The 21,498-nt window shown below is 35.9% G+C and carries 10 protein-coding genes; 5 read left to right on the top strand and 5 right to left on the bottom strand.

Features of this window, described 5'->3' with window-relative positions; translation table 11 throughout:
* Positions 1-77: 77 nt before the first annotated feature.
* The 5 genes from GUB10_RS07110 to GUB10_RS07090 form a co-directional block, all read right to left on the bottom strand.
* The gene (locus tag GUB10_RS07110) at positions 78-653 is read right to left on the bottom strand and encodes a DJ-1/PfpI family protein (protein WP_193710743.1); all 576 of its coding nucleotides are present in this window, start codon (positions 651-653) and stop codon (positions 78-80) included.
* A gap of 132 nt (positions 654-785) precedes the next feature.
* Positions 786-1,892: a sensor histidine kinase gene (locus GUB10_RS07105; RefSeq protein WP_193710742.1), complete on the bottom strand. Its 1,107-nt coding sequence runs from the start codon at positions 1,890-1,892 to the stop codon at positions 786-788.
* A gap of 10 nt (positions 1,893-1,902) precedes the next feature.
* Positions 1,903-2,667, bottom strand: a complete 765-nt coding sequence (locus tag GUB10_RS07100) for a LytTR family DNA-binding domain-containing protein (protein WP_193710741.1) — start codon at positions 2,665-2,667, stop codon at positions 1,903-1,905.
* A gap of 392 nt (positions 2,668-3,059) precedes the next feature.
* A complete protein-coding gene (locus GUB10_RS07095; protein WP_193710740.1) occupies positions 3,060-3,614 on the bottom strand; it encodes a hypothetical protein in 555 nt (184 codons plus the stop codon).
* An 880-nt stretch (positions 3,615-4,494) separates the two neighbouring features.
* Complete coding sequence (locus GUB10_RS07090; protein ID WP_193710739.1) at positions 4,495-7,422, bottom strand: two-component regulator propeller domain-containing protein; 2,928 nt, start codon at positions 7,420-7,422, stop codon at positions 4,495-4,497.
* A gap of 458 nt (positions 7,423-7,880) precedes the next feature.
* Here GUB10_RS07090 and GUB10_RS07085 point away from each other — a divergent pair, with 458 nt between their 5' ends.
* The 5 genes from GUB10_RS07085 (at position 7,881) to GUB10_RS07065 (ending at position 21,429) form a co-directional block, all read left to right on the top strand.
* The gene (locus tag GUB10_RS07085; RefSeq protein ID WP_227740342.1) at positions 7,881-11,018 is read left to right on the top strand and encodes a TonB-dependent receptor; all 3,138 of its coding nucleotides are present in this window, start codon (positions 7,881-7,883) and stop codon (positions 11,016-11,018) included.
* A 12-nt stretch (positions 11,019-11,030) separates the two neighbouring features.
* Positions 11,031-13,016 (top strand): RagB/SusD family nutrient uptake outer membrane protein, encoded by a 1,986-nt coding sequence (locus GUB10_RS07080; RefSeq protein WP_193710737.1) that lies wholly within the window; start codon positions 11,031-11,033, stop codon positions 13,014-13,016.
* A 900-nt stretch (positions 13,017-13,916) separates the two neighbouring features.
* Positions 13,917-16,031, top strand: a complete 2,115-nt coding sequence (locus GUB10_RS07075; protein WP_193710736.1) for a BACON domain-containing protein — start codon at positions 13,917-13,919, stop codon at positions 16,029-16,031.
* Positions 16,032-16,197: 166 nt separating this feature from the next.
* Positions 16,198-19,410, top strand: coding sequence for a TonB-dependent receptor (locus tag GUB10_RS07070; protein ID WP_193710735.1), 3,213 nt, complete (start codon positions 16,198-16,200; stop codon positions 19,408-19,410).
* A 108-nt stretch (positions 19,411-19,518) separates the two neighbouring features.
* Positions 19,519-21,429, top strand: a complete 1,911-nt coding sequence (locus GUB10_RS07065; protein WP_193710734.1) for a RagB/SusD family nutrient uptake outer membrane protein — start codon at positions 19,519-19,521, stop codon at positions 21,427-21,429.
* Positions 21,430-21,498: the final 69 nt, after the last annotated feature.

Raw genomic sequence — 21,498 nt, 5'->3', positions numbered from 1 at the left:
TATTTCAATACAGAGAATTTACAGCTGGAAAATAAGCGTACTAAATTAGATGTTCTTTGAGAATATAAAATAACTATTTAAATCTCAATTTTAGCTCCCAGAAGTTTTACAAACTCCCTAATAAAAGCCGAATGCCCCGGCCAGGCAGGCGATGTCACTAAATTACCATCTACTACTGCTTCAGTAGGATCAACTTCTTTATACGTACCTCCTACCAATTCAATTTCAGGCCCTATAGTTGGATATGCTGTAAGCGTTCTTCCTTTTAAAACATTTGCCACTGTAAGAATTTGAATAGCGTGACAAATGGCTGCAACTGGCTTATCTTTTTCAAAAAAATACTTGGTGTATTCTATTACCTTTTTATTCAACCTAAGATATTCTGGAGCGCGACCACCTGCCATTACAAGTCCCGCGTAATCCTCTATATTTATATCATCAAAATTATAGTTAAGCTCAAATAAATGGCCTGGCTTTTCAGTGTAAGTTTGGTCTCCTTCAAAATCGTGAATAGCGGTTTTTACCTTATCCCCTATTTTCTTTTCCGGGCAAACAGTATGAACATTATATCCAAGCATTACCAACATTTGAAAAGGCACCATGGTTTCGTAATCCTCGGCAAAATCTCCGGTTAAAAAGAGTATTTTTTTCATAATTATTATTTTTTAAAATCTTTGCTTAAATTAATGAAATTCAGGTTAAGCTCTGAAAACCAAGCTTTAAAAAATAGTTAAACCTATCTTTACTTTTTGAGACTACCATACCTGGCGCTCATAAAATTAAAATCAGGTTTTGGAAAACGGAATTCTAATTAAGGTTTCCACGCCTGAATTTTTATTTTGAATTTTAAAAGTTGCCTTTTTTCCATAAAGTGTTTTTAAACGATCCCGGGTATTAGAAATCCCTATCCCTTTATCCAATAGTGCTTCTTGTTTTTTGGTTAGTGCCTTACCATTATTATAAACACTAAGTACCAGGTAGTTTTTTTCTTTAAATACCTTAATTACAATTTTTAAATGTGTATTATGGTATGAATAACCGTGCCTTACAGAATTCTCTATTATAGGTTGCAGGAGCAAAGACGGTACTAAATGATCTAAGAGCTTTTCATCTATCTTTTTTTCAATGGTTAAATGATCTGAAAACCTTAGCATAAGAATGTTCAAATAATATTCTAACATTCTCAATTCCTTTTTTAAAGTTACTTTATAATTATCGCCGCTATATAAAATTTCCCGAAGTAAATCGCTTAAATCTGCAATAGTATCCTGAGCCTTTTTGGCATCCATCTCTACCAATACCGAAATTGAATTTAAAGTGTTGAACAAAAAGTGTGGCTGGAGTTGAGAAGACAACATTTTCATTCGTGTATTGGTAAGCTGAGACTCTAACAATGCCTTTTGTTTTTGGGTTTCCTTAACTTGCTTTAAATAGTAATAGGTGTAAATAATAAAAATCATTGCAAAATAGATCAGGAAATTAAGATCTATTACAAATATCATTCGGTCTATACTTGCCTTTAAGCTATAATCGGCAAAACTCATGCGCCCCAATATAATTCCATAGAGGTCGAAAAAAAACCTAATTACAAATCCTATTAAAATTGAAAACAAGGTATGAAGCAAAAAAATCTTTATCCAGGAGTAATTTTTATCTAATAAACGTTTAGTACTTATGGCTATTAAAGTCATATAAACCATAACTATAAACCAATCCATAAGAAGGTTGTGAACTATAATGTTATGCCAGGACTCCACAATTTCTTTGTAAACAAAAGCACGCATGTAGGCCAATTTACCCAAATAGACAAAATTAAATAAAGTATAAAATGCAGCTAAGAGCAAAATAAGCTTGCCATCTATATATTTATTTTTAAATGTTGAAAGGCTCATAGCAAAGTATTTAAATTCCAAGTTTTTCGAATAATTCTTTTTTATGAGATTTACTTATGCGTAATAGTTTATCGTCTTTCATCCTTACGTCTACTTCAGAAAAATCTGAATGTACAATCTCCTTGATATGATTTAGATTAACAATTACTGATCTATGAATTCTAAAAAAAGCATGGTCTTTAAAAAAATCGTTCAGGTTATTTAAAGACTCCCGAAGAACATATTTGTTGTCTTTAGAGAAAATTTCGGCATAATAGCCGGAAGCGCATATATAACTGATATCTTCGGGCTTTAACAAAATTGTTTTATTGCCCTGCCTTACCGGCAATTTTAATGGAATACTCGTATTCGCCTGGTCTTTTTTATAAACTTCAAACAAAGTTTGTAAACGTTTCTCAAAATTTTCCTGGGCTTCATTTTTCGAAATATGCAATACCTTTTTTATGGTTTTAAAAAAACGCTCGTCCCTAAATGGTTTTAAGAGAAAGTCGAACGCATCTACATCAAAAGCCTTTGTGGCATAATTATCATAAGCAGTTACAAAAACAACTACAGGTTTGGGGATTACACGAAGCTTATTTAATACTTCAAAACCATTCATATCTTTCATATTAATATCAAGAAAAACTAATTCTGGTTTGAGTTTATTAATTTGTGTTATAGCAGACTTCCCGTTTGTGCATTCTCCCAAAACCTGAATTTCCTCTACTTCGGCAAGCAGGTTAAGCACTCTTTTTCTTGCCAGTTCTTCGTCATCTACTATAAGTGCTTTCATAATTTTTACATTAAAGGCTTTACCTATGTAATTTATAAATATTTTTCCTGATGACCCCGATTTTCCAACATATAAACATCTGAAAACAAATATTTTGATGCAGTAAAACGAACATTTCTAGCTGTAGGTATTTTATATTTTGATGTAAACTAACTAATATGTGCTATAAAGTAAACCTGCAGGTATAAGAGTATAATATTAAGAATATAGAGTAAACACATAGCAAATGCCTGTAAAGGATTTTTAGTTTTCTATTTAACCAAATCATAACTTTACAGGCATTATTCCAGCTATTTCCTTCTAACAAGCCTTTTAGGCATTACATGGATTTTTTGTATTGAAGACAAGTTTTAAGGACATAAAGCCTGGATTATCGAATAGGTTGAAAGCCCTTACATACCTGCAACAGGCTCTTTATTCAACTCTTTGGGATCAATTTTAATAATTTTAGTTTTGTCATTTTGCACCACTTTAATTCGGTAAAGCTCTTTATCTAATAAACGGCCATTACCTTTGGCCACATAAGAATTCTTAACCATGCTCCAGCCCTTGGTTTGCCTCCACAACTCATTTCTAACCGCAAGAGGCAACGCAATATTTTTAAAATGCTGCCTTGTTCGCTTTAACGCTCCATCTTTAGAGTAGTTTGCTTCAAGAAATCCTTTATCTGTGGAAAAACGCACTAAATAAGAATCGTAATCTTTATACCTTACCTGCTCTATAAATTGAGAGATATCAAAGTAAGATTCCATAAATGCCATAGGGTTTTTCAAAAAATCAATAGTGTGATCATCCTTTATTTTATAAAGATATTCATCAGGATTATTAGTTTCTATATAAATAAGAGGTGAATAGTCTATTCTTGTTTCTTCTAGTTCTGTAATTAGCTGTGCGTGGCTATTAAAGCTAAAGCTCACAAGCATCAAAATAACGATTAGTGTTTTCATAACAATTAATTTTAGGATTTATAAACAGTTTAGGTACAAGCTTGTTTTTAATTATATCCTAAAGTTAAGATGCAATCTATGTGAAATAGCTAGTAATGATACAAGGTGTGTTTTTTTGGTAATGAAACATTCAAAATTTGATATAAGCCTAAAAAATAGTTGTTTATAATTTAAAATATGGAATATAGGCTTAGGTTAAATGGGCAAGCCGTAGGTTTAAAAAAATTTAGGGATAAGCATTCCCAAAGCTAAAAAACCTATAATTGGGAATACAGGTTTTCACGAAGGCACTAAGGCCAGAAAAATATACATAGTAAGCCTGTCTTCTGGTACGCAAGCTATATACTATATCTTTAGCTTTAAAATATAAGGTTTAATGTTCCCAAAACTGCAAAAATAGCAGCAATTACAATCCAGGCAAGAATTAGCAAAATGAAAATTTTAGCTAAAATTGGAAAACCGGCCGTAGCAGTCTTATAATTTTCGATAAATATATTGAAAGGGTTCATAGCACAGAAATTAAGTTAGACTTAAAAACTTTTTATAGGCTATTGTTATAAAGTGAGTATTTTTAGAATATTTTGAGATTTTGAGATTGTAAAATTTCTATCTTTTACTCTTAAAGTAATTTTGTATCATACTTTATAAAATAAATCCTAACTAAAATTCATCCTTAATTTACAGCTAATAAACCTCAAATACCACTGGGGAAATCCCCCATTTAATACTAGAAAATAGTTTCTTTATAAAAGATTCAACCCTATAATTTTATCTCTTTTCAACCTGATTGTTTACATCATTAATATTGAGCAAAAAACCACGCAAAAAATCGATTGAAACCTTTCTGAAAAACTTTTCAATTTAAAGACAAGGCTAAGCACTAAAGCCCCTTCGACTCAAAAAATTCTTCAAAAGAGCTACCTTCTTCCATATTCAGTTTTTTTCTTAACCGATGCCGGGCAACTTTTATAGAGTTTAAGGAGATCCCAAACAAAGTAGCTATTTGCTGCGAAGGAAAGTTTAATTTTATGAGGGCACACAGTCGTAACTCCCTATCGGTAAGCGAGGGATTCTCTTCTTTTAAACTTGGTATAAATCCCGGGTGCACCTGGTTAAAAATGTGGTAAAATTGTTTCCACTCGGTATCTATGGCAAGACTATCTTCTATTTTCTCGATAATATTTTTAAGAAATTCTTTATTCTGGGGGTCTTTTTTTTCTTCGGCGACAAACTTTTCTTTTATTTCTACCAATAAATTGTTTTTATGTACAGTTCTAAGTGTACTGTTGGTAAGTTCTTCGGTTTTAAAATGTAATTCATCACTAAGCCTTTTTTGTTTAAGCAGTTCGTTTTGCCTTTCGGTTTCCAATAAATCAAGTTCATTTTTATAGGCTCTGTCTTTTTCTTTTTCAACTTCTTTGGTCCTAAGTGCAACTATTTTTTTAAGCTTATCTCTTTGTTTAATAATATTTCTATGACGCCATTGTGCAATAAAAAGTATTATTAATCCAATAAAAAGCACCAATAAGACCTGTACTAAACGCCTTTGAAAAAAAGAAGGCAAAACTTTAATTTGAATATTGGCTTCTTCCTGTGATAGCTCACCTGTATCTGTTCGTGCAGCTACGTGTAATGTGTAATCTCCCGGAGCAAGATTAGAAAAAGTAAGTGATTTGCGTTTATTTAATGAATGCCATTGGTTATTGGAGCCCTCTAACTTATAGAAATATTCAGTGCCTTCCTGATCAAAGTAATTAGAACTGGAAAAATTAACAGTAAAAAGACTATAACCTGGCTTAAGCCTTAAAACGCCGGCTTCTTTATTATGTCTAAAAACGGCAGGATCAATCTCTCTTATCCCATCTTCTTCAACTATTGTAAAACTGGTGAAGAAAACCTGTGGTTTAGATATTTCATCTTCCATACTTTCAGGATTAAAATATGATAAACCCTCATTTCCAGCAAAATAAATACGGCCAGTGCTACTATAACTTGCCTGCCCTCCATGAAATGGTGGAATTCCTTCCTGTATTCCAAAATTTCTTATAACGCTATCTTTTATTCTACTTAAACCAAGATTAGTACTAAGCCATACATTTTTATGTTCATCTGTAAGAATACCTCTAACTATTTTTCCCTGTAAACCTTCTTGCTCTCCAATTCTTTCAAAGGTTTTATTTCTTCTGGAATACCTATTTAATCCGAAACCATAAGTCCCTACATAAACCGATAAGTCAGGGCCTTCATTTATGGATAGAATATGATTAGAGCTTAAACTTGTACTATCAGATTTTGAAAACTTAAATACTTGTAGATGCTCCCCCTTTGCCGATAGAAGATTAAGTCCGTTTTGTGTTCCTACCCACATTTCGCCTTTAGCATCTTTATAAATACTAATAACCGTATTGTCGCTTAAACCCTTTGAATTGGAAGTATTTATTTTTTTTAAAACCTCCAGGTCTCTATTAAAAATAAAAATACCGTTTCCAGTACCAACCCACATTCTATTCTTTGTATCTTCCTCAACTGCATAAATAGACTTTAATTCTTTTTGTTCGGGAAAAGTTAAAAATGCTTTTTTCTTTTTATCGTAGACATTTAAACCTCCCCTAAGCGTACCTACCCATATTCTCCTTTCCTTATCTTCTTTCATAGATAAAACAATGTCTCCACTTAAATCATTCTCGTTTTCCCTATCATCTATAAAAATTTCCAGGTCTCCCGTTCTGGGGTTATATTTTCGTAATCCATTTCTTCCTGCTGATATCCAAAGCATATCTTCTGAATCTTCCAATATTCTAGATCCCTGTTTATCCTTACCGAATGCCAGTTCTTCTGGAGGAACATTATATACCTTAATCCTATCCTTAAAATAGCTAATTCCACCGTGTACTGTACCGGCCAAAACTGTATTATGTAAGCCTTTTCCGAAGCAAATAACTGAATTATCACTTAGCCCCCATTCTCCCGGTTTCTGTTTTAAATAAATAAAGTTATCCTGTTGAGGCTGGTATAAATTGATTCCTCCGCCATCGGTGCCAATATAAATTCTATGGTTTTCCCCCTTGTATAAAGCAAGTACGATATTGTTGTTTACGCTCTCCCCTTCCTTTGAATTGGCTCTGTAATGCTCGAGCGTTTCAGACTTTAAATTATATTTAAAAAGTCCATTTCCGCCAGTTGCGATCCATAGCTGTGAAAGGCTGTCTAAAGCAAGATCATTTACAGCAAAAGAGTTATTCAATTTGGGTAATGGCTTTAATTCATTTTCTTTAACGTTAAAATGCCAAACTTCGCCGCTGCTAGTACCTATCCATAAATTGTTATTATCTACCTGTAATAAAGAAGTTAAAATAGTATTGGGAAAATTCTTATTAAGCTTATATGCATCAAAATGGATTATATTTTCGGTGTCCTTTACATAATAAAGCTGATCTCCACTCCCCCCAATCCAAAAATCAAGGGAATCGCTAGTTGAGATACTAAAGATTGCCTGGTTCTTTTTAATTGTAATTCCTTCTGCATCATAATATTCAAAACGATCGTCTTCCCTTTTATAGGTATAGAGCCCCCTACTGGTAGCTAACAGTATTTTGGAATTATCCACAACCTGCAAATCAAAAATTGAAATATTCTCGCCTAAAATATAGGTTCTTATTTTTTCACCATCATACCTGTTTATACCCAACCTTGTAGCTGCCCAAATAACCCCATTCCCATCCTGTACCACGCGGTTTATTCTATTATCAGAAAACCCATCGCTTATATCTAAATGTTTAAACTGTAAAACAGGTTCCTGGGCATACATTATCATTAGATTAGAAAAGAATAAGATGAGAAGCAATAAAAGTCTTAACATTTTCAAAATGTACCCTTTCAAGAATATTTTTTTAAAAAGCAAAAAATCAATAAAAATCATATCACACTTATTTACAGATACTTAAAAATATACGATAACCTAAAAGTAATATTAATGTAACCCAAATGTACTCCTGCAAAGTATAAAATTATTTAACATATTTATAATTTCGTTAAGAAATTGTTATGTACGAAAACGATCTCGTTAAAATATTTAGCATTTAGAAGCAAAAAACACCTTCAAAATCTCTTTTCTAATCTTAAAACCAGTCATTTTTTCACAAACAAAACCAGACAAATATGTAAACAAACCTCGAGCTATTAAAACTTTACCAACTCTATAAAAAAAGAGTTAACTAACTACAAACCAATAAAAATTAAATGATGAAAAAAATTTTTACTTTTTGCATGATACTCCTATCATGCCAATCGTTTTTATTCGCGCAAGAATCCATAACAGTTAAAGGTATAGTGACCGAAACTGAAACCGGAATACCTATTCCAAGCGCAAACATTATACAAAAAGGAACCAGCAATGGGGTTATGACCAACTTTGACGGTGAATTTAGTATTGAAGTCCCTGCTAATGCAATTTTAAATATTTCTTATATTGGATATGCTACTAAAGAAGTTCCTGTAGAAGGCAGAACCAACCTAAACATACAACTGCAAACAGAAGCCGCTGCACTACAAGAAGTGGTGGTGGTAGGATACGGTACCCAGAAAAAAGCTAACCTTACCGGAGCCGTGACCACAGTTGACTCGGATGTATTACAGTCAAGACCTGTTCCAAAAGTAAGTCAGATGCTTCAGGGAGTTGTACCGGGTCTAAATTTTCAAACTTCAGGTCTTGGGGGAGAATTAAACTCCGGACTTAATTTTAATATACGAGGGGCCGGTACTATTGGTTCGGGATCTAATTCTGCTCCTTTGGTTTTAGTAGACGGGATGGAAGCATCGTTAGACGCAATTAACCCACAAAATATAGAGTCGATCACTGTTTTAAAAGACGCTGCTGCATCAGCAGTTTATGGCTCCAGGGCGGCCTTTGGTGTTATTTTAGTAACCACTAAAGAAGGGCAATCTGGTGCACCCAGAATAACCTACTCAAACAATTTCAGGTTCACTTCGCCCATACAAGTTCCAGAAATGATGGACTCTCATACATTTGCTTTATATTGGAATGAGGCTGCCGGCAATTCAGGACAGGCTCCTCCTTTTTCTCAAGAAGTTATTGACAGAATTGTTCAATATCAGGCAGGAGAAATAGATTATGGAACAGTACCAAATGCGGCCGGAGACAGATACCAATATTATACCGGATCCAATGCTAATACAGATTGGTTTGATGAACTTTACAAAGATTTTGCCTTTTCCCAGGAACACAACTTAAGCCTTAGCGGAGGTTCTGAAAACACAACATATTACACTTCAGCAAGATTGGTAGATCAAGGTGGTTTATTAGCGTATGGTGAAGACAGGCTAGATGAATATGATTTTACGGGAAAATTGAGTACCGAAATATCAAAACACGTCAAGTTTAATTATAGTACTCGTTTTTCAAGAAAAAACTATAATAAACCTACCCAGCAAGGTGGTCTTTTCTATCATAATATTGCCCGTAGATGGCCTACTGTTCCTGTAAGGGATCCTAATGGATATTTTACTGATTCCTCTGGAGAAATAATTCAGTTAGAAGATGGAGGAAGAACCGATAATCTCACAGATAAATTATTTATGCAGGGACAGTTCACAATTACTCCGCTTGAAGGCTGGAATATTTACGCTATTGGGAATTATAAAATCACCAATATTAATAACCATGCAGAAGTTTTACCTGCATACGGCTATGATGTTGCCGGGAATCCATATCCAGTTCCGGTAGGATGGAATTCTCCCGGGTACAGTTCTGTATACGAATACAATAGAAAAGAAGATTATTTCAGTACAAATATTTATTCAGATTACGCTTTTGATTTAAATGAAGATCATAATTTTAAAGTGATGGCCGGTTTTAACTCTGAAGTCACTAAATATAGAACCATAGGCGCATCAAGAAGTGGATTGATCACTCCCGACTTACCTACGATAAACACCGCTACAGACGAAAGTAGAGCTACAGAAGGACAGTACCAACATTGGTCTGTAGCCGGATTTTTTGGAAGGTTAAACTATAACTTTAGAGAAAAATATTTATTAGAATTAAATGCCAGGTATGACGGATCTTCAAGATTTATAAATGACAAACGTTGGAACCTTTTTCCATCTATCTCTGCCGGTTGGAATGTTGCAAAAGAAGACTTTTGGAAATGGAAGAAAACCATTCAACTTTTTAAGTTAAGAGGCTCATATGGCGAATTAGGAAATCAAAACACCAATAATTGGTACCCGTTCTATCAATCTATGCCAGTAGGTACGGCCAATGGTAGCTGGTTATTAAACGGCGAAAGACCAAACACCGCAAGTGCTCCAGGCCTGGTTAGCTCTTTATTAACCTGGGAACGAGTAACAAGTTGGAATGTAGGGCTGGATATGGCACTATTAAAAAACAGGTTGAATCTAAGTGCTGAATATTTCAACAGAAAAACCATAGATATGGTAGGCCCGGCACCTGAACTACCTGCTATTCTGGGAACTGCCGTACCGCGAATTAACAATGCCGATATGGAGTCTTATGGTTTTGAATTAGAACTTAACTGGAGAGATAAGATTGGTGATTTTAATTATAGCGTTAGAGGAGTTCTTTCTGATTCTCAACAAAAAGTAGTAAGCTATCCAAACCCTACAAATAATATCTGGGATTGGTACAACGGTAGAAAAATGGGCGAAATTTGGGGTTACACCACGCTTGGAATTGCAAAAACCGATGAAGAAATGCAAAATCACTTAGCCAATACCAGCCAAAGTCAACTTGGTAGTAACTGGGAAGCCGGGGATATTATGTATGCCGATTTAAATGGAGACGGAGAAGTAAATTCTGGTAGTGGTACATTGGGCGACACAGGCGACTTAACTATTTTGGGCAATTCTACGCCTCGCTACAGGTTTGGGCTTGATTTAAATGGTGACTACAAAGGTTTTGATTTTAGAGTATTTATGGAAGGCTTTGGCAAAAGGGATTATATGCCAAACGGCCCTTACTTTTGGGGTGCCAACGGAGGAATGTGGCAGTCTGCAGGTTTCAATGAGCATCTTGATTATTTTAGAAATGAAGACTCGCAGATGGTTCAGGCTGGCTTAGCCGATGTTAACCTGGACTCATACTATCCAAGACCAATTTTTGGAAGTGGTAAAAACCAACAAACTCAATCTCGTTATATCCAGGATGCCTCTTATATAAGATTAAAAAATGTACAACTTGGTTATTCTTTTAATTCGTTTAACGACTCGAGAGTTAGAGTATATGTCTCTGGAGAAAACTTGCTTACCCTCTCTAACATGATAGATATTTTTGATCCTGAATCTGTTGGATTAGGAGGTTGGAGCGATGGAAAAACCTATCCTTACTCACAAGTGCTTTCAGTAGGACTCAATGTTAACTTTTAATCAGTAATAAATATGAAATCAAAAAAATATATAAAATCAGTTTGTTTATTATTCGCAGTTGTTTTTATGACAAGTTGCGAAGTTGATAATTTTTTGGACAGAGAACCACTCTCTGATGTTACACCAAACGATTATTTAAACAGAGAAGCCGACCTGGCTGCTTATACCATTGCGAGGTATAATTTCCCTACTCATGGTGGTTGGAATATTGGAACTTTTGGTAGGGATAATCATACCGACAACCAGGCTACCTCTGGTTATAGTAGAATTTGGGCTCCCGGTGAGTGGCGCGTACCACAATCTGGCGGGGCCTGGAACTTTGGAAACATTCGGCAACTAAATTATTTTTTGGAAAACGCAGTACCAAAATTTGAAGCAGATGAAATTAAAGGTAACCCTGGCAATATTGCACATTACGTAGGTGAAGCCTACTTTTTAAGAGCTTATGAGTATTTTCAAAAAGTTAAGGAAGTTGGCGATTTTCCTATTGTAAAAAATACGCTTGAAGATAATTTAGAGCAGCTTATTGCTGAATCAAAACGTAAACCAAGAAATGAAGTTGCAAGGTTTATCCTTTCTGATTTAGACAAGGCCATAGAGCTATTGCAAAATGAGCCGCCACACGGTAAAAACAGAATTTCCAGACACGCAGCCTACCTCTTCAAATCCCGTGTGGCATTGCACGAAGGAAGTTGGCTTACCTATCATAAAGGCACCCCTTTTGTTCCGGGCGGCGATGGTTGGCCGGGCGCAGGACAAATTGATGGTTTTAGTATAGATATTGACGCTGAAATAGACTTTTTTCTTTCACAGGCGATGGAAGCATCAGCGAACGTAGCAGATGCTATTTCTTTAACCCCAAATATTCCGGCAGAAGACATTGCATTTAATAGCTCCAACAATCCATATTTTACCATGTTTGGATCTGAAAATCCAGGGCAATACCAGGAAGTGTTATTATGGAGAGATTACGACCCAAGTATAGGTATTAATCATAACGTTAATCATTATTTAAACCAAAATGGAGGTAACTCGGGATATACAAGAAGTTTTGTAGATAACTTCATAATGAGAAATGGCTTACCAATTTATGCTGATGGTTCGGGATATGCCGGCGATGATTATATTGAAGATGTAAAAGAAAATCGCGACTTAAGGCTTCAGCTTTTTATGAAAGCGCCAGGAGAACTTAGGCTTACCGATGCCACCGCCACCAATGGGGACCCTCTTCTTATACAAAAACCTGAAATAACAGGTTTACAGGAAACCAAAGATGTTACCGGTTACCCAATTAAAAAAGGTTTTTCCTATCTTCAAAATAATGTCGAAGGAAACAGCGGTTCTACAGGAAGTATTGTTTTTAGAGCTACTGAAGCTTACTTAAATTATATTGAAGCTTCCTATTTAAAAGAAGGTAGCCTAAATACCAAGGCAGCCGGATACTGGAAAGCTATTCGTGAAAGAGCCGGTATAGAACCAGATTTCTCGATAACCGTAGCTGCTACAGATATTTCTAAAGAAGCCGAAAATGATTTTGCCGCCTACTCTACAGGACAATTACTAGATGACCCAGTTCTTTATAATATTAGAAGAGAGAGACGTGGTGAATTAATTGCAGAAGGAATGCGCTTATTCGATCTTAAACGATGGAGAGCCCTGGACCAACTAAAAGAAAATCCACACATTATTGAAGGGTTTAAATTGTGGGGGCCAATGCAGGAATGGTATGTAGACGACGAAGGTAATTCTACACTAATTGAACCGGGGGACCCGGGGGTTCCTAATGTTTCAAGTAGTGAAGAAAGTGATTACCTTATGCCCTACCGAATAAATTTAGGCTCGGGTAACCCTGTAAGTGAAGGATATTCATGGGCCTATGCTCACTACTTGCAACCCATTGCCGTTGAACACTTTTTGATAACCGAAACTTCAGGCAGTTCCGTAATTTATCAAAATCCAGGTTGGTCTTTAAATGCCGGCTCAGGTGCAGCGTTTTAAATCATAACATTAGGGATTAATCATAAGCTGTGATCTTCTTATGTACAATCTGTAAAAGAGGCTGTCTAAATTAAGTTTAGGCAGCCTCTTTTTATACCGCTACTTCTCAAAAAGCAAGACTTAAAATTTATACACTGTCAAGAAATCCTATCTCCACATAAGAGCAATTTTTACTATTTCACAATTATCTGCCAATACCACGTCTCTTCTATAATAGAAAATTCAGGTTTTTACGCGATAATCGAGGTTTATCCCAATAGTTATCGTGACTTCTGGTATACCTCATAAATCAAAAATCTATTTATTAAACGCCTCTTTGGCTTACTACGAGTTAATTTAGTTCTTAATTCATAAAACATATTACCCTTCAATATTCCACAAATATAAAATTCGAATCTCTCCAGGCATTCTAGATAGGTATCCTTCACATCTTATACATTTCTTACCTCCGATTATAACATTAGCCCCGACATTTCATCTGAGCAAACTTTTGTTCATTCTACTTCCAAAACCACAAAAGCTATTTTTTCTTCTATACCTCCCTGACTTTAGAGTAATAAATCTAAAAAAGCAATTTACCTAATAAATGAATGTAACCTATTAACAAAGGATTTAAATAGATATCACACTCTGAACAATCATTAAGTTTTTGATTTACAAAACCTTAAACAAAACTTATTAACCCAAAAGTAATATTAATGTAACCCAAAAGTACCCCCTTAAAATCTATAACATATTTAACATACTGCTATATTCGTCAAGTAATTGATCATTATTAAGAAACGAAAACGATTTAGTGTATAAGGATTTTTTAGGTTTTCTCTTCTTCTTATAAATGCTCTCAAAAAATAGAACCATTTGGTTTTAAAAAATTGATTTAATAACAAAATTTCAAAAAGTATGAAATTACAATTACCATTTAAGTTAATTATTTGTCTCGGAATTTCGGGTAGTTTCTTTCTAGCCTGTAGTAGCGACGATAAAGATTCTTCTATATCTCGAGAACCGTTCTTCAATTTTAGTACTCGTTATTTTGATGAGGGAATTCTGGAAAATAAAACCGATTCCCTTAAGATTGATATTGAAACTAATTCCTACTGGAATATAGAAAAGGAGTCTAATATGGATTGGGTATCTATTCAACCTAGCAAAGGTACCGGAAGTGGCGAGGCTACCATTCAGGTTAAAGATAACAATACGGTTGGCGATAGGTCTACATGGGTGTACCTTAACGCATTTGAATTTAAAGATAGCCTTGAAATTAAACAACGTGGAAGGGAATTGTCTATTTCTACACAGGAATTTACTGAGGTTGCTGCCGAAGCTACCGATTTGGAATTTACTCTGGAAGCTATGGAGAAATGGATTTCGAACAAAGCTGAAGACGCAAACTGGCTCAGCTTAGATCCGGAAAGTGGTGATGCCGGGGAGCACGAAATTAAATTAAGTCTTAAAGAAAACCCTACCGACAATATAAGAACCGATTCTATTTCTTTTATGCTGGCCAATGAAAATGCCATAGAAAAAGTATGGCTAAAAATTTCTCAAAAAGCAAAAGAAAAAATAGAGCCGAAACTAAGTTTAGAAAATTCTAACAAAACAGTTGAAGCGAACAAAGGAAGCCTGGAAGTATCACTTACTTCAAATATAGACTGGCAGGCTACTTCTAATATAGAAGGGGTAATATTAAATCCTTCCGGAGGAACCGGTAGTGAAGATATTCAAAAAATAACAGTAGAATATCCGGCCAATACAACAACCGAAAAACGAAATATAGAAATTAGTTTTTCAGGGAAAGAACCTAACGAAGAAGTTACGGCTAGCTATAGCATTGAACAATTAGGGCAAACCGCTTCAGAAATTGCTGTAAAGAATAACATTATAGAAATAGATGGTAAAAACCAGGTTTTTGAAATAGAGCTTACCTCATCTAATGTTGCCTGGAAAGCAGTTTCAAAAGACTCGAGATTGGTGATCATAGAGAACGAAAGCGGAATGGCTACGGCTACTCCAATAAAGATTAAGGTTAACGCAACCGAAAATATGAGTTTTGAATCTGTATCTGGTGTCATTGAAATTCAGAAAGCAGACGATCCCGAAGTAAAAACTGAAATAGCTATTAAGCAAGGTTTACACCCCATGAATGATGAATCTTTAGTGTATAGCGCTCCTTCTCAAACCGCGGCTCAAATAGGCTTAGATCGTGGTGTAGCGCACCCATCTCAGGAAAAATGGACATTTTGGAATGCCCATGAATTTACAGATAATGCTACCGGGTTTTGGAACTTTAATACCAAAGGAGGTATTCAAAATGCTGTCTTTAATGGTGATATGAAAGTAGTAAAAGATGGAACTTTAAAAATTAAAACCAGAAAATTAGCTAGTCCTACGACAAATATTCATGGGGATGCTGCAGAATATGAAACTGCACCATTATATAGTAAACGTTACGACCAGGGTGGTGTGAAATGGGTAAAGTTTACAACCAACATGCGAGTTGAAGTAAGATATAAATCTTCTGGTCACCAGGGATTTAATGAAGCTTTATGGTTTATGGGACAAAGTAACTACGATGGTCAGGGAATTCCTTGGCCAGATAACGGAGAAATAGACCTTATGGAAAGTCCATTCAAAAATCAAGCTCACTTCTCCCTGCACACTAAAAACTTCTCTGCAAAGACCGGTAATGCCGAAACTGCCAGTGTAAACTTACCAGATGAAACCAAATGGAACATTTTCTGGATGGAGGTTTTAGATGATAAAATAATTGGGGGTATTAACGGGTACCAATATTTTGAACACAAAAAAGGAGACGGTGGCAATAACGACTGGCCCTGGGACAACCCGGCCGGGATGATGATGATTATAACTCCCGGTATAGGTGGTTGGTCTGGTGAAATGCCAAATATGGCTGCCGGCGAAGAAGCCTTTATGGAGCTGGATTGGATACGGGTTTACACCAACGATAATTTTGATGTCTCGTCTCAAAACGGGCACGACGGAAAATTCTATTAATAAAAATAAATAAAGAGGCTGTCTATAATATCTAGTTTCGTCAAGCTGAACTTGTTTCAGCTCCTAAGACATTTTGATTATCAATGTTTTATACCCTGAAATAAATTCAGGATGACGATTTGAAGAACTTTTCAGACAGCCACTTTAAAACCATAAAATATTGAAGATGAATTTTAATAAAAAATTATGGCTTACCATGGCCTGTTTTTTCCTGATAGGGCTTTCCTATGCTCAAGATCAAAAAATTAAAGTTTCAGGAACAGTTACCGATAGTGAAGGAATACCATTACCCGGTGTTACCATTATACAAAAAGGAACTAATAATGGGACCAGCACCGATTTTGATGGAAATTACAACATCAATATTCCGGCTGCACAGGATGTTATGCTGGTATTTAGTTATATCTCTTTCGAAACACAATCTACACCCATAAACAGTCAAACTGATGTGGTGCAAAATATTTCCTTGAAAACATCGCAAAGCGAATTGGAGGAAGTGGTAGTAGTTGGTTTTGGCAAAAAGAAAAAGGAAAATTTAACAGGAGCTGTAAGCCAGGTTGGAGAAGAAGTATTTGAATCCAGGCCGGTATTAAATGCCGATAAGGCCTTACAAGGTGCGGTTGCCGGTTTAAACATTAGTACAGATGCCGGAGGGGAATTAGATGGAAACCTGGATATTAATATTAGAGGTATAGGTACCATTGGCGAAGGCTCCTCCGGTAGCCCACTAATACTTATTGATGGCATTGAAGGTGACCTAAATACCACTAACCCTAATGATATTAAGAATATTTCGGTCTTAAAAGATGCTGCAGCAGCTTCTATTTATGGGTCTCGTGCTCCTTTTGGAGTAATACTGGTAACTACAAAAGAGGGAAGCGAAGGCAAAACCCGTATTAACTATGCTACCAACTTTAGGTATAAAGTTCCTGTAAATATTCCGGAACGAATGAATTCTCTGGAATATGCCTATATGCTGAACGACCTTTATGTGAATACAGGTAGAAACCCCATTTATAATGAAAACAGGATAGATCTTATTAAAAGTTATAGAAATGGGGATTTAGCTTTTGGTACCGAACCAAACTCAAGTGGAACCAATTGGACACTAAACAGAGCTGCTTATGGAGATGAAGATTGGTACGATATACATTTAAAAGACTTTAGCCTGGGGCAGGAACATAACTTAAGCGTAAATGGAGGTAGTGAAAAAATAACCTATTATACCTCAGCGAACTTTTTAACACAGGAAGGGATATTCCATTATTCTGATGAAAAGTTTGACCGTTTTTCATTTAATGCCAAAATAAATGGAGAACTAAGCGATAAATTCGATTTAAGCTTAAACACAAGATTCATGCGTAAAAATCAGGATAGACCAACGGCTCAGGGGTCACGTTTTTATCATAACTTATCCAGGTCTGTTCCTACAAGCCCGCTTTTTACTCCTTATGGGGAATACATGGAAAACTCTATGGTACAACAGCTTACCGATGGCGGAAGGTTTAAAGAACAAACCGATTATTTCTACAACACGCTACAGTTAACCTACGAACCAATTAAGGATTGGAAGATTTATGGACAGGTAAATTCCAGAATAGAAAACCACGACGATACCAAGCATATCGCCAAAATATCGGTAATTCAACCTACAGGAGAAAGCGAATACATCCCGGTATTTTCTGGATATGCTCCAAATATCCAAACAAGAGATTGGGGAATAACCGCTATAACCGCTCCTGGTCAAAATTATTATCAGGTGAATAACGGCCAGGTAAATTATTATGGTTTTAACTTCTATTCAGATTACGAAACTTCTCTTGGCGATCATAACTTCACCTTTCTTTTAGGAACGCAAAGTGAGCTTTATCAATCGCATTTCACCCAGTTAGGTACAGATAATATTGAGTCTGACGATACTCCTTTTATATCTCAAAACGGCGAAAAATATCTTTTCGAATCTAAAGGCACCTGGAGTAACGTTGGGGTATTTTCAAGAATAAACTACGATTATAAACAACGCTATTTGGTTGAAGCCAACTTTAGGGCAGACGGGGCTTCGCGTTTCCCATCAGACGAGCGTTGGGGTTACTTCCCCTCTTTTTCTGCAGGATGGAATATTGCAAAAGAAGCATTTTGGCGAGACTTTAGACGAAAAGTTTCAGAACTAAAGCTTAGGGGATCATGGGGTATGTTAGGAAACCAAAATACCAATAGCTTCTATCCTTATTTCCAAAATATGAGCATCCAAAATGGTAACTGGATTGTAAACGACAATGTCCCCTCCTCTATTTACGCTCCAAGGCCTTTCAGTAGTTCTATTACCTGGGAAAAAATTATAAGTTTCAACTATGGTTTTGATATAGCTGCATTTAATAACCGCCTAACGGCCTCTGCCGATATCTTTGAAAGAAAAACCAAAGATATGGTAGGCCCTGCCCCACTTAAACCGGGAACTTTTGGAACCGTAGTACCAAGAACAAACAATGCCGAATTGGTTTCGAAAGGTTGGGAACTTTCTGTAGGATGGAAAGACAGAATTAATGAAGACTTTTCTTATAACGCCAATTTCGTACTAAGTGATGTTCAATCTGAAGTTACCGAATATAGCAACCCAGATAAGATTATTATGGTGAATGGTAGAGATCAGTTCTACAAAGGAAAAACCATTGGTGAGATATGGGGTTACGAATCGGCAGGAATCGCACAATCCGATTTGGAAATGAACGAATGGTTGGCTGGAAACAAACCTAATTTCGGATCTAATTGGGCCGGTGGCGATATGAAATATAAAGATTTAAATGGGGATAACCTTGTAAATGCTGGTGCCCGTAAACTAGACGATAGAGGCGATTTAACCAGAATTGGTAATAGTACGCCCAGATATACCTTTGGTGTTAATTTAGGTTTTCAGTACAAGGCATTCGATTTTAGGGCTTTTGTGCAGGGTGTTGGCAAGCGTGATGTGCTATTATCAGGTGGTGCTTTCTATCCTGGAATCAACCAATGGCAGGTATCTCCTTATGCTTCCCATTTAGATTACTTTAGAGCTTTTGGGGCCGATTTGGGTGAAAATCTAGATGCTTATTATCCCCGCCCCTTTATTGGCGATAAAAACTATAAGCCCCAAACCCATTTCTTACAGGATGCCTCTTACATTAGGTTAAAAAATGTGCAAATAGGATTTAACCTACCAGAGCAAATTTTAAAAAGCTGGGGGTTTCAAAATCTAAGGTTATATATCTCCGGAGAGAATATTTACACCCATACCAATTTACGCATGTTTGACCCTGAGGGCATTCAGGACCTGATTAATGGAAGTGGAAAAACATATCCTATGTCTGCTACTTTTTCAACCGGAATAAATGTGACTTTTTAAATAATGAGGAAAAAGAATCCAGCCTATGCTGGACGCAAAAAAATAGCAACGCGCAGGGAAGTTTTACCCTGTGATGAATTCCCAAATAGGGATTAAAATTATAAACAGATGAAAAGAATATTTTTTGTATTTACTGTACTTGCCACAAGTATATTAACACAAAGCTGCGAAGATTATTTAGAACGCGAACCTGAAGATTTTCTATCTGAAGAAGCTTATTTTAATAAGCCTTCAGACCTGGAACTTTTTGTTAATAAATTCTACACTTCCTTTGATGTAAACTCAGAATACGGTCGAAATTCACTCTATGCTACCGATAGGAATAGCGATGATTTAATTGGCCCTTTTGAAGAAGAGAATTTATTAAAGGATTATAAACTAGTACCTTCTTCGGCCGGAAATGGTTTAAAAGATTGGAATTTTTCAAATATTAGGGAAACCAATTATTTTATTGAAACTATAGAAAAACGTATCGCTGCAAATGCCTTAGATGATGAAAACGCCCAAGTACAGCAATATCGTGGGGAAAACTACTTTTTTAGAGCCTGGTTTTACTTTAATAAACTACAGGCATTTGGGGATTTTCCTATTATAAAGGAAGTGTTACCAGATGATTTGGAGAGCCTTATTTTAGCCAGTGAACGACAACCCAGAAATGAAGTTGCCCGTTTTATTCTTGAAGACCTTACCAAAGCCATAGATTTACTTCAGGATGGGGTTTCAAAAAACCGAATTTCGAAATCAGCGGCCCAATTATTAGCCTCCAGAGTTGCTTTGTTTGAAGGCACCTGGTTAAAATACCACCAGGGTACAGCAAGGGTTCCCGGAGGCCCAAATTGGCCGGGATCATCTCAACATCCCAACTTTTCATATCCGGCCGGAAGTATTTCGGTTGAAGCTGATTATTTTTTGGGTAAAGCCATGGAATATGCCAATAATGTTGCCGGAAAATATAATTTGTATGAAGACTATCAGAAAATGTTTATTTCTCAAAACCTGGCAAATATAGAGGAAGTTCTTTTTTATAAGAGTTATGGAATTGAAAATGTACTGGGCCACGGAGCCACGCATTATTTACAGCGTACCGGTGGCGGCGTAGGTTATACCAGATCTTTGGTAGAATCTTACCTTATGCAAAATGGATTACCTATCTATGCAGCAGGTTCTGGTTATGAAGGTGATGCCACTTTAAAAGATGTAGTTACCGATAGGGATAAAAGACTCCAGGTTTCAGTATTGACTGAAGGCGATGTTAGAAAGGAAAATTCTGATGGATCAAAAGAGTTTTTTGAGTATCCAGATTTAACCTCCGGTTCGGGTTGGCAAAGTGTAACCTCCGGATATCAATTACAAAAATGGATGAGTATAGATCCTACCCAGGCCGAATCTTCTACCTCAGGAACTACCGAAACACCTATTTTTAGGGTAGCAGAAGCATACCTAAATTATATTGAAGCTTCTTACGAAAAAGAAGGAAGCCTAAACGGAAAAGCCATTGCTTATTGGAAAAGCCTAAGGGAAAGAGCCGGAGTAGATACCGATATTCAAAAAACTATTTCCAATACTAATTTAGACAAGGAACGTGATCTTGCTAAATTTTCAGCCGGAAAAAGTGTAGATGCCACACTTTACAACATAAGACGTGAGCGCAGAAACGAATTTATAGCTGAAGGTATGCGTTTACTTGATATGTACCGATGGAGCGCTTTTGATACTATGGAAAACTACATTGTTGAAGGCTTCAATCTTTGGGAAAAATATGAGGAAGATTATGGCACACAAATAGAAGAAGGCGAAAATGTATCTTATTCTCCGGAAAATGGCGGCTCAACATATTTTCAACCTTTTAGAATAAAAAGCTCTAACCGTGCTTATGAAGGCTACTCCTTTCCCGAAGCACATTATCTTAATCCAATACCTTTAGATCAGTTTACTTTAACAAACTCGATGGGGGCAGATGGAGTGTTATATCAAAATCCGGGATGGTCTAAATCGGCCGCAATTCCCGCGGAATATTAATAAGATTTTATAAAAATTATAAGTAAAATTTGAATTATATGCTCATTAACTATTAGGTTTGATTTAGTT

Source organism: Salegentibacter sp. BLCTC (assembly GCF_015143665.1).
Classification (GTDB): domain Bacteria; phylum Bacteroidota; class Bacteroidia; order Flavobacteriales; family Flavobacteriaceae; genus Salegentibacter; species Salegentibacter maritimus.
This window is presented reverse-complemented; position numbering and strand designations above follow the sequence as displayed.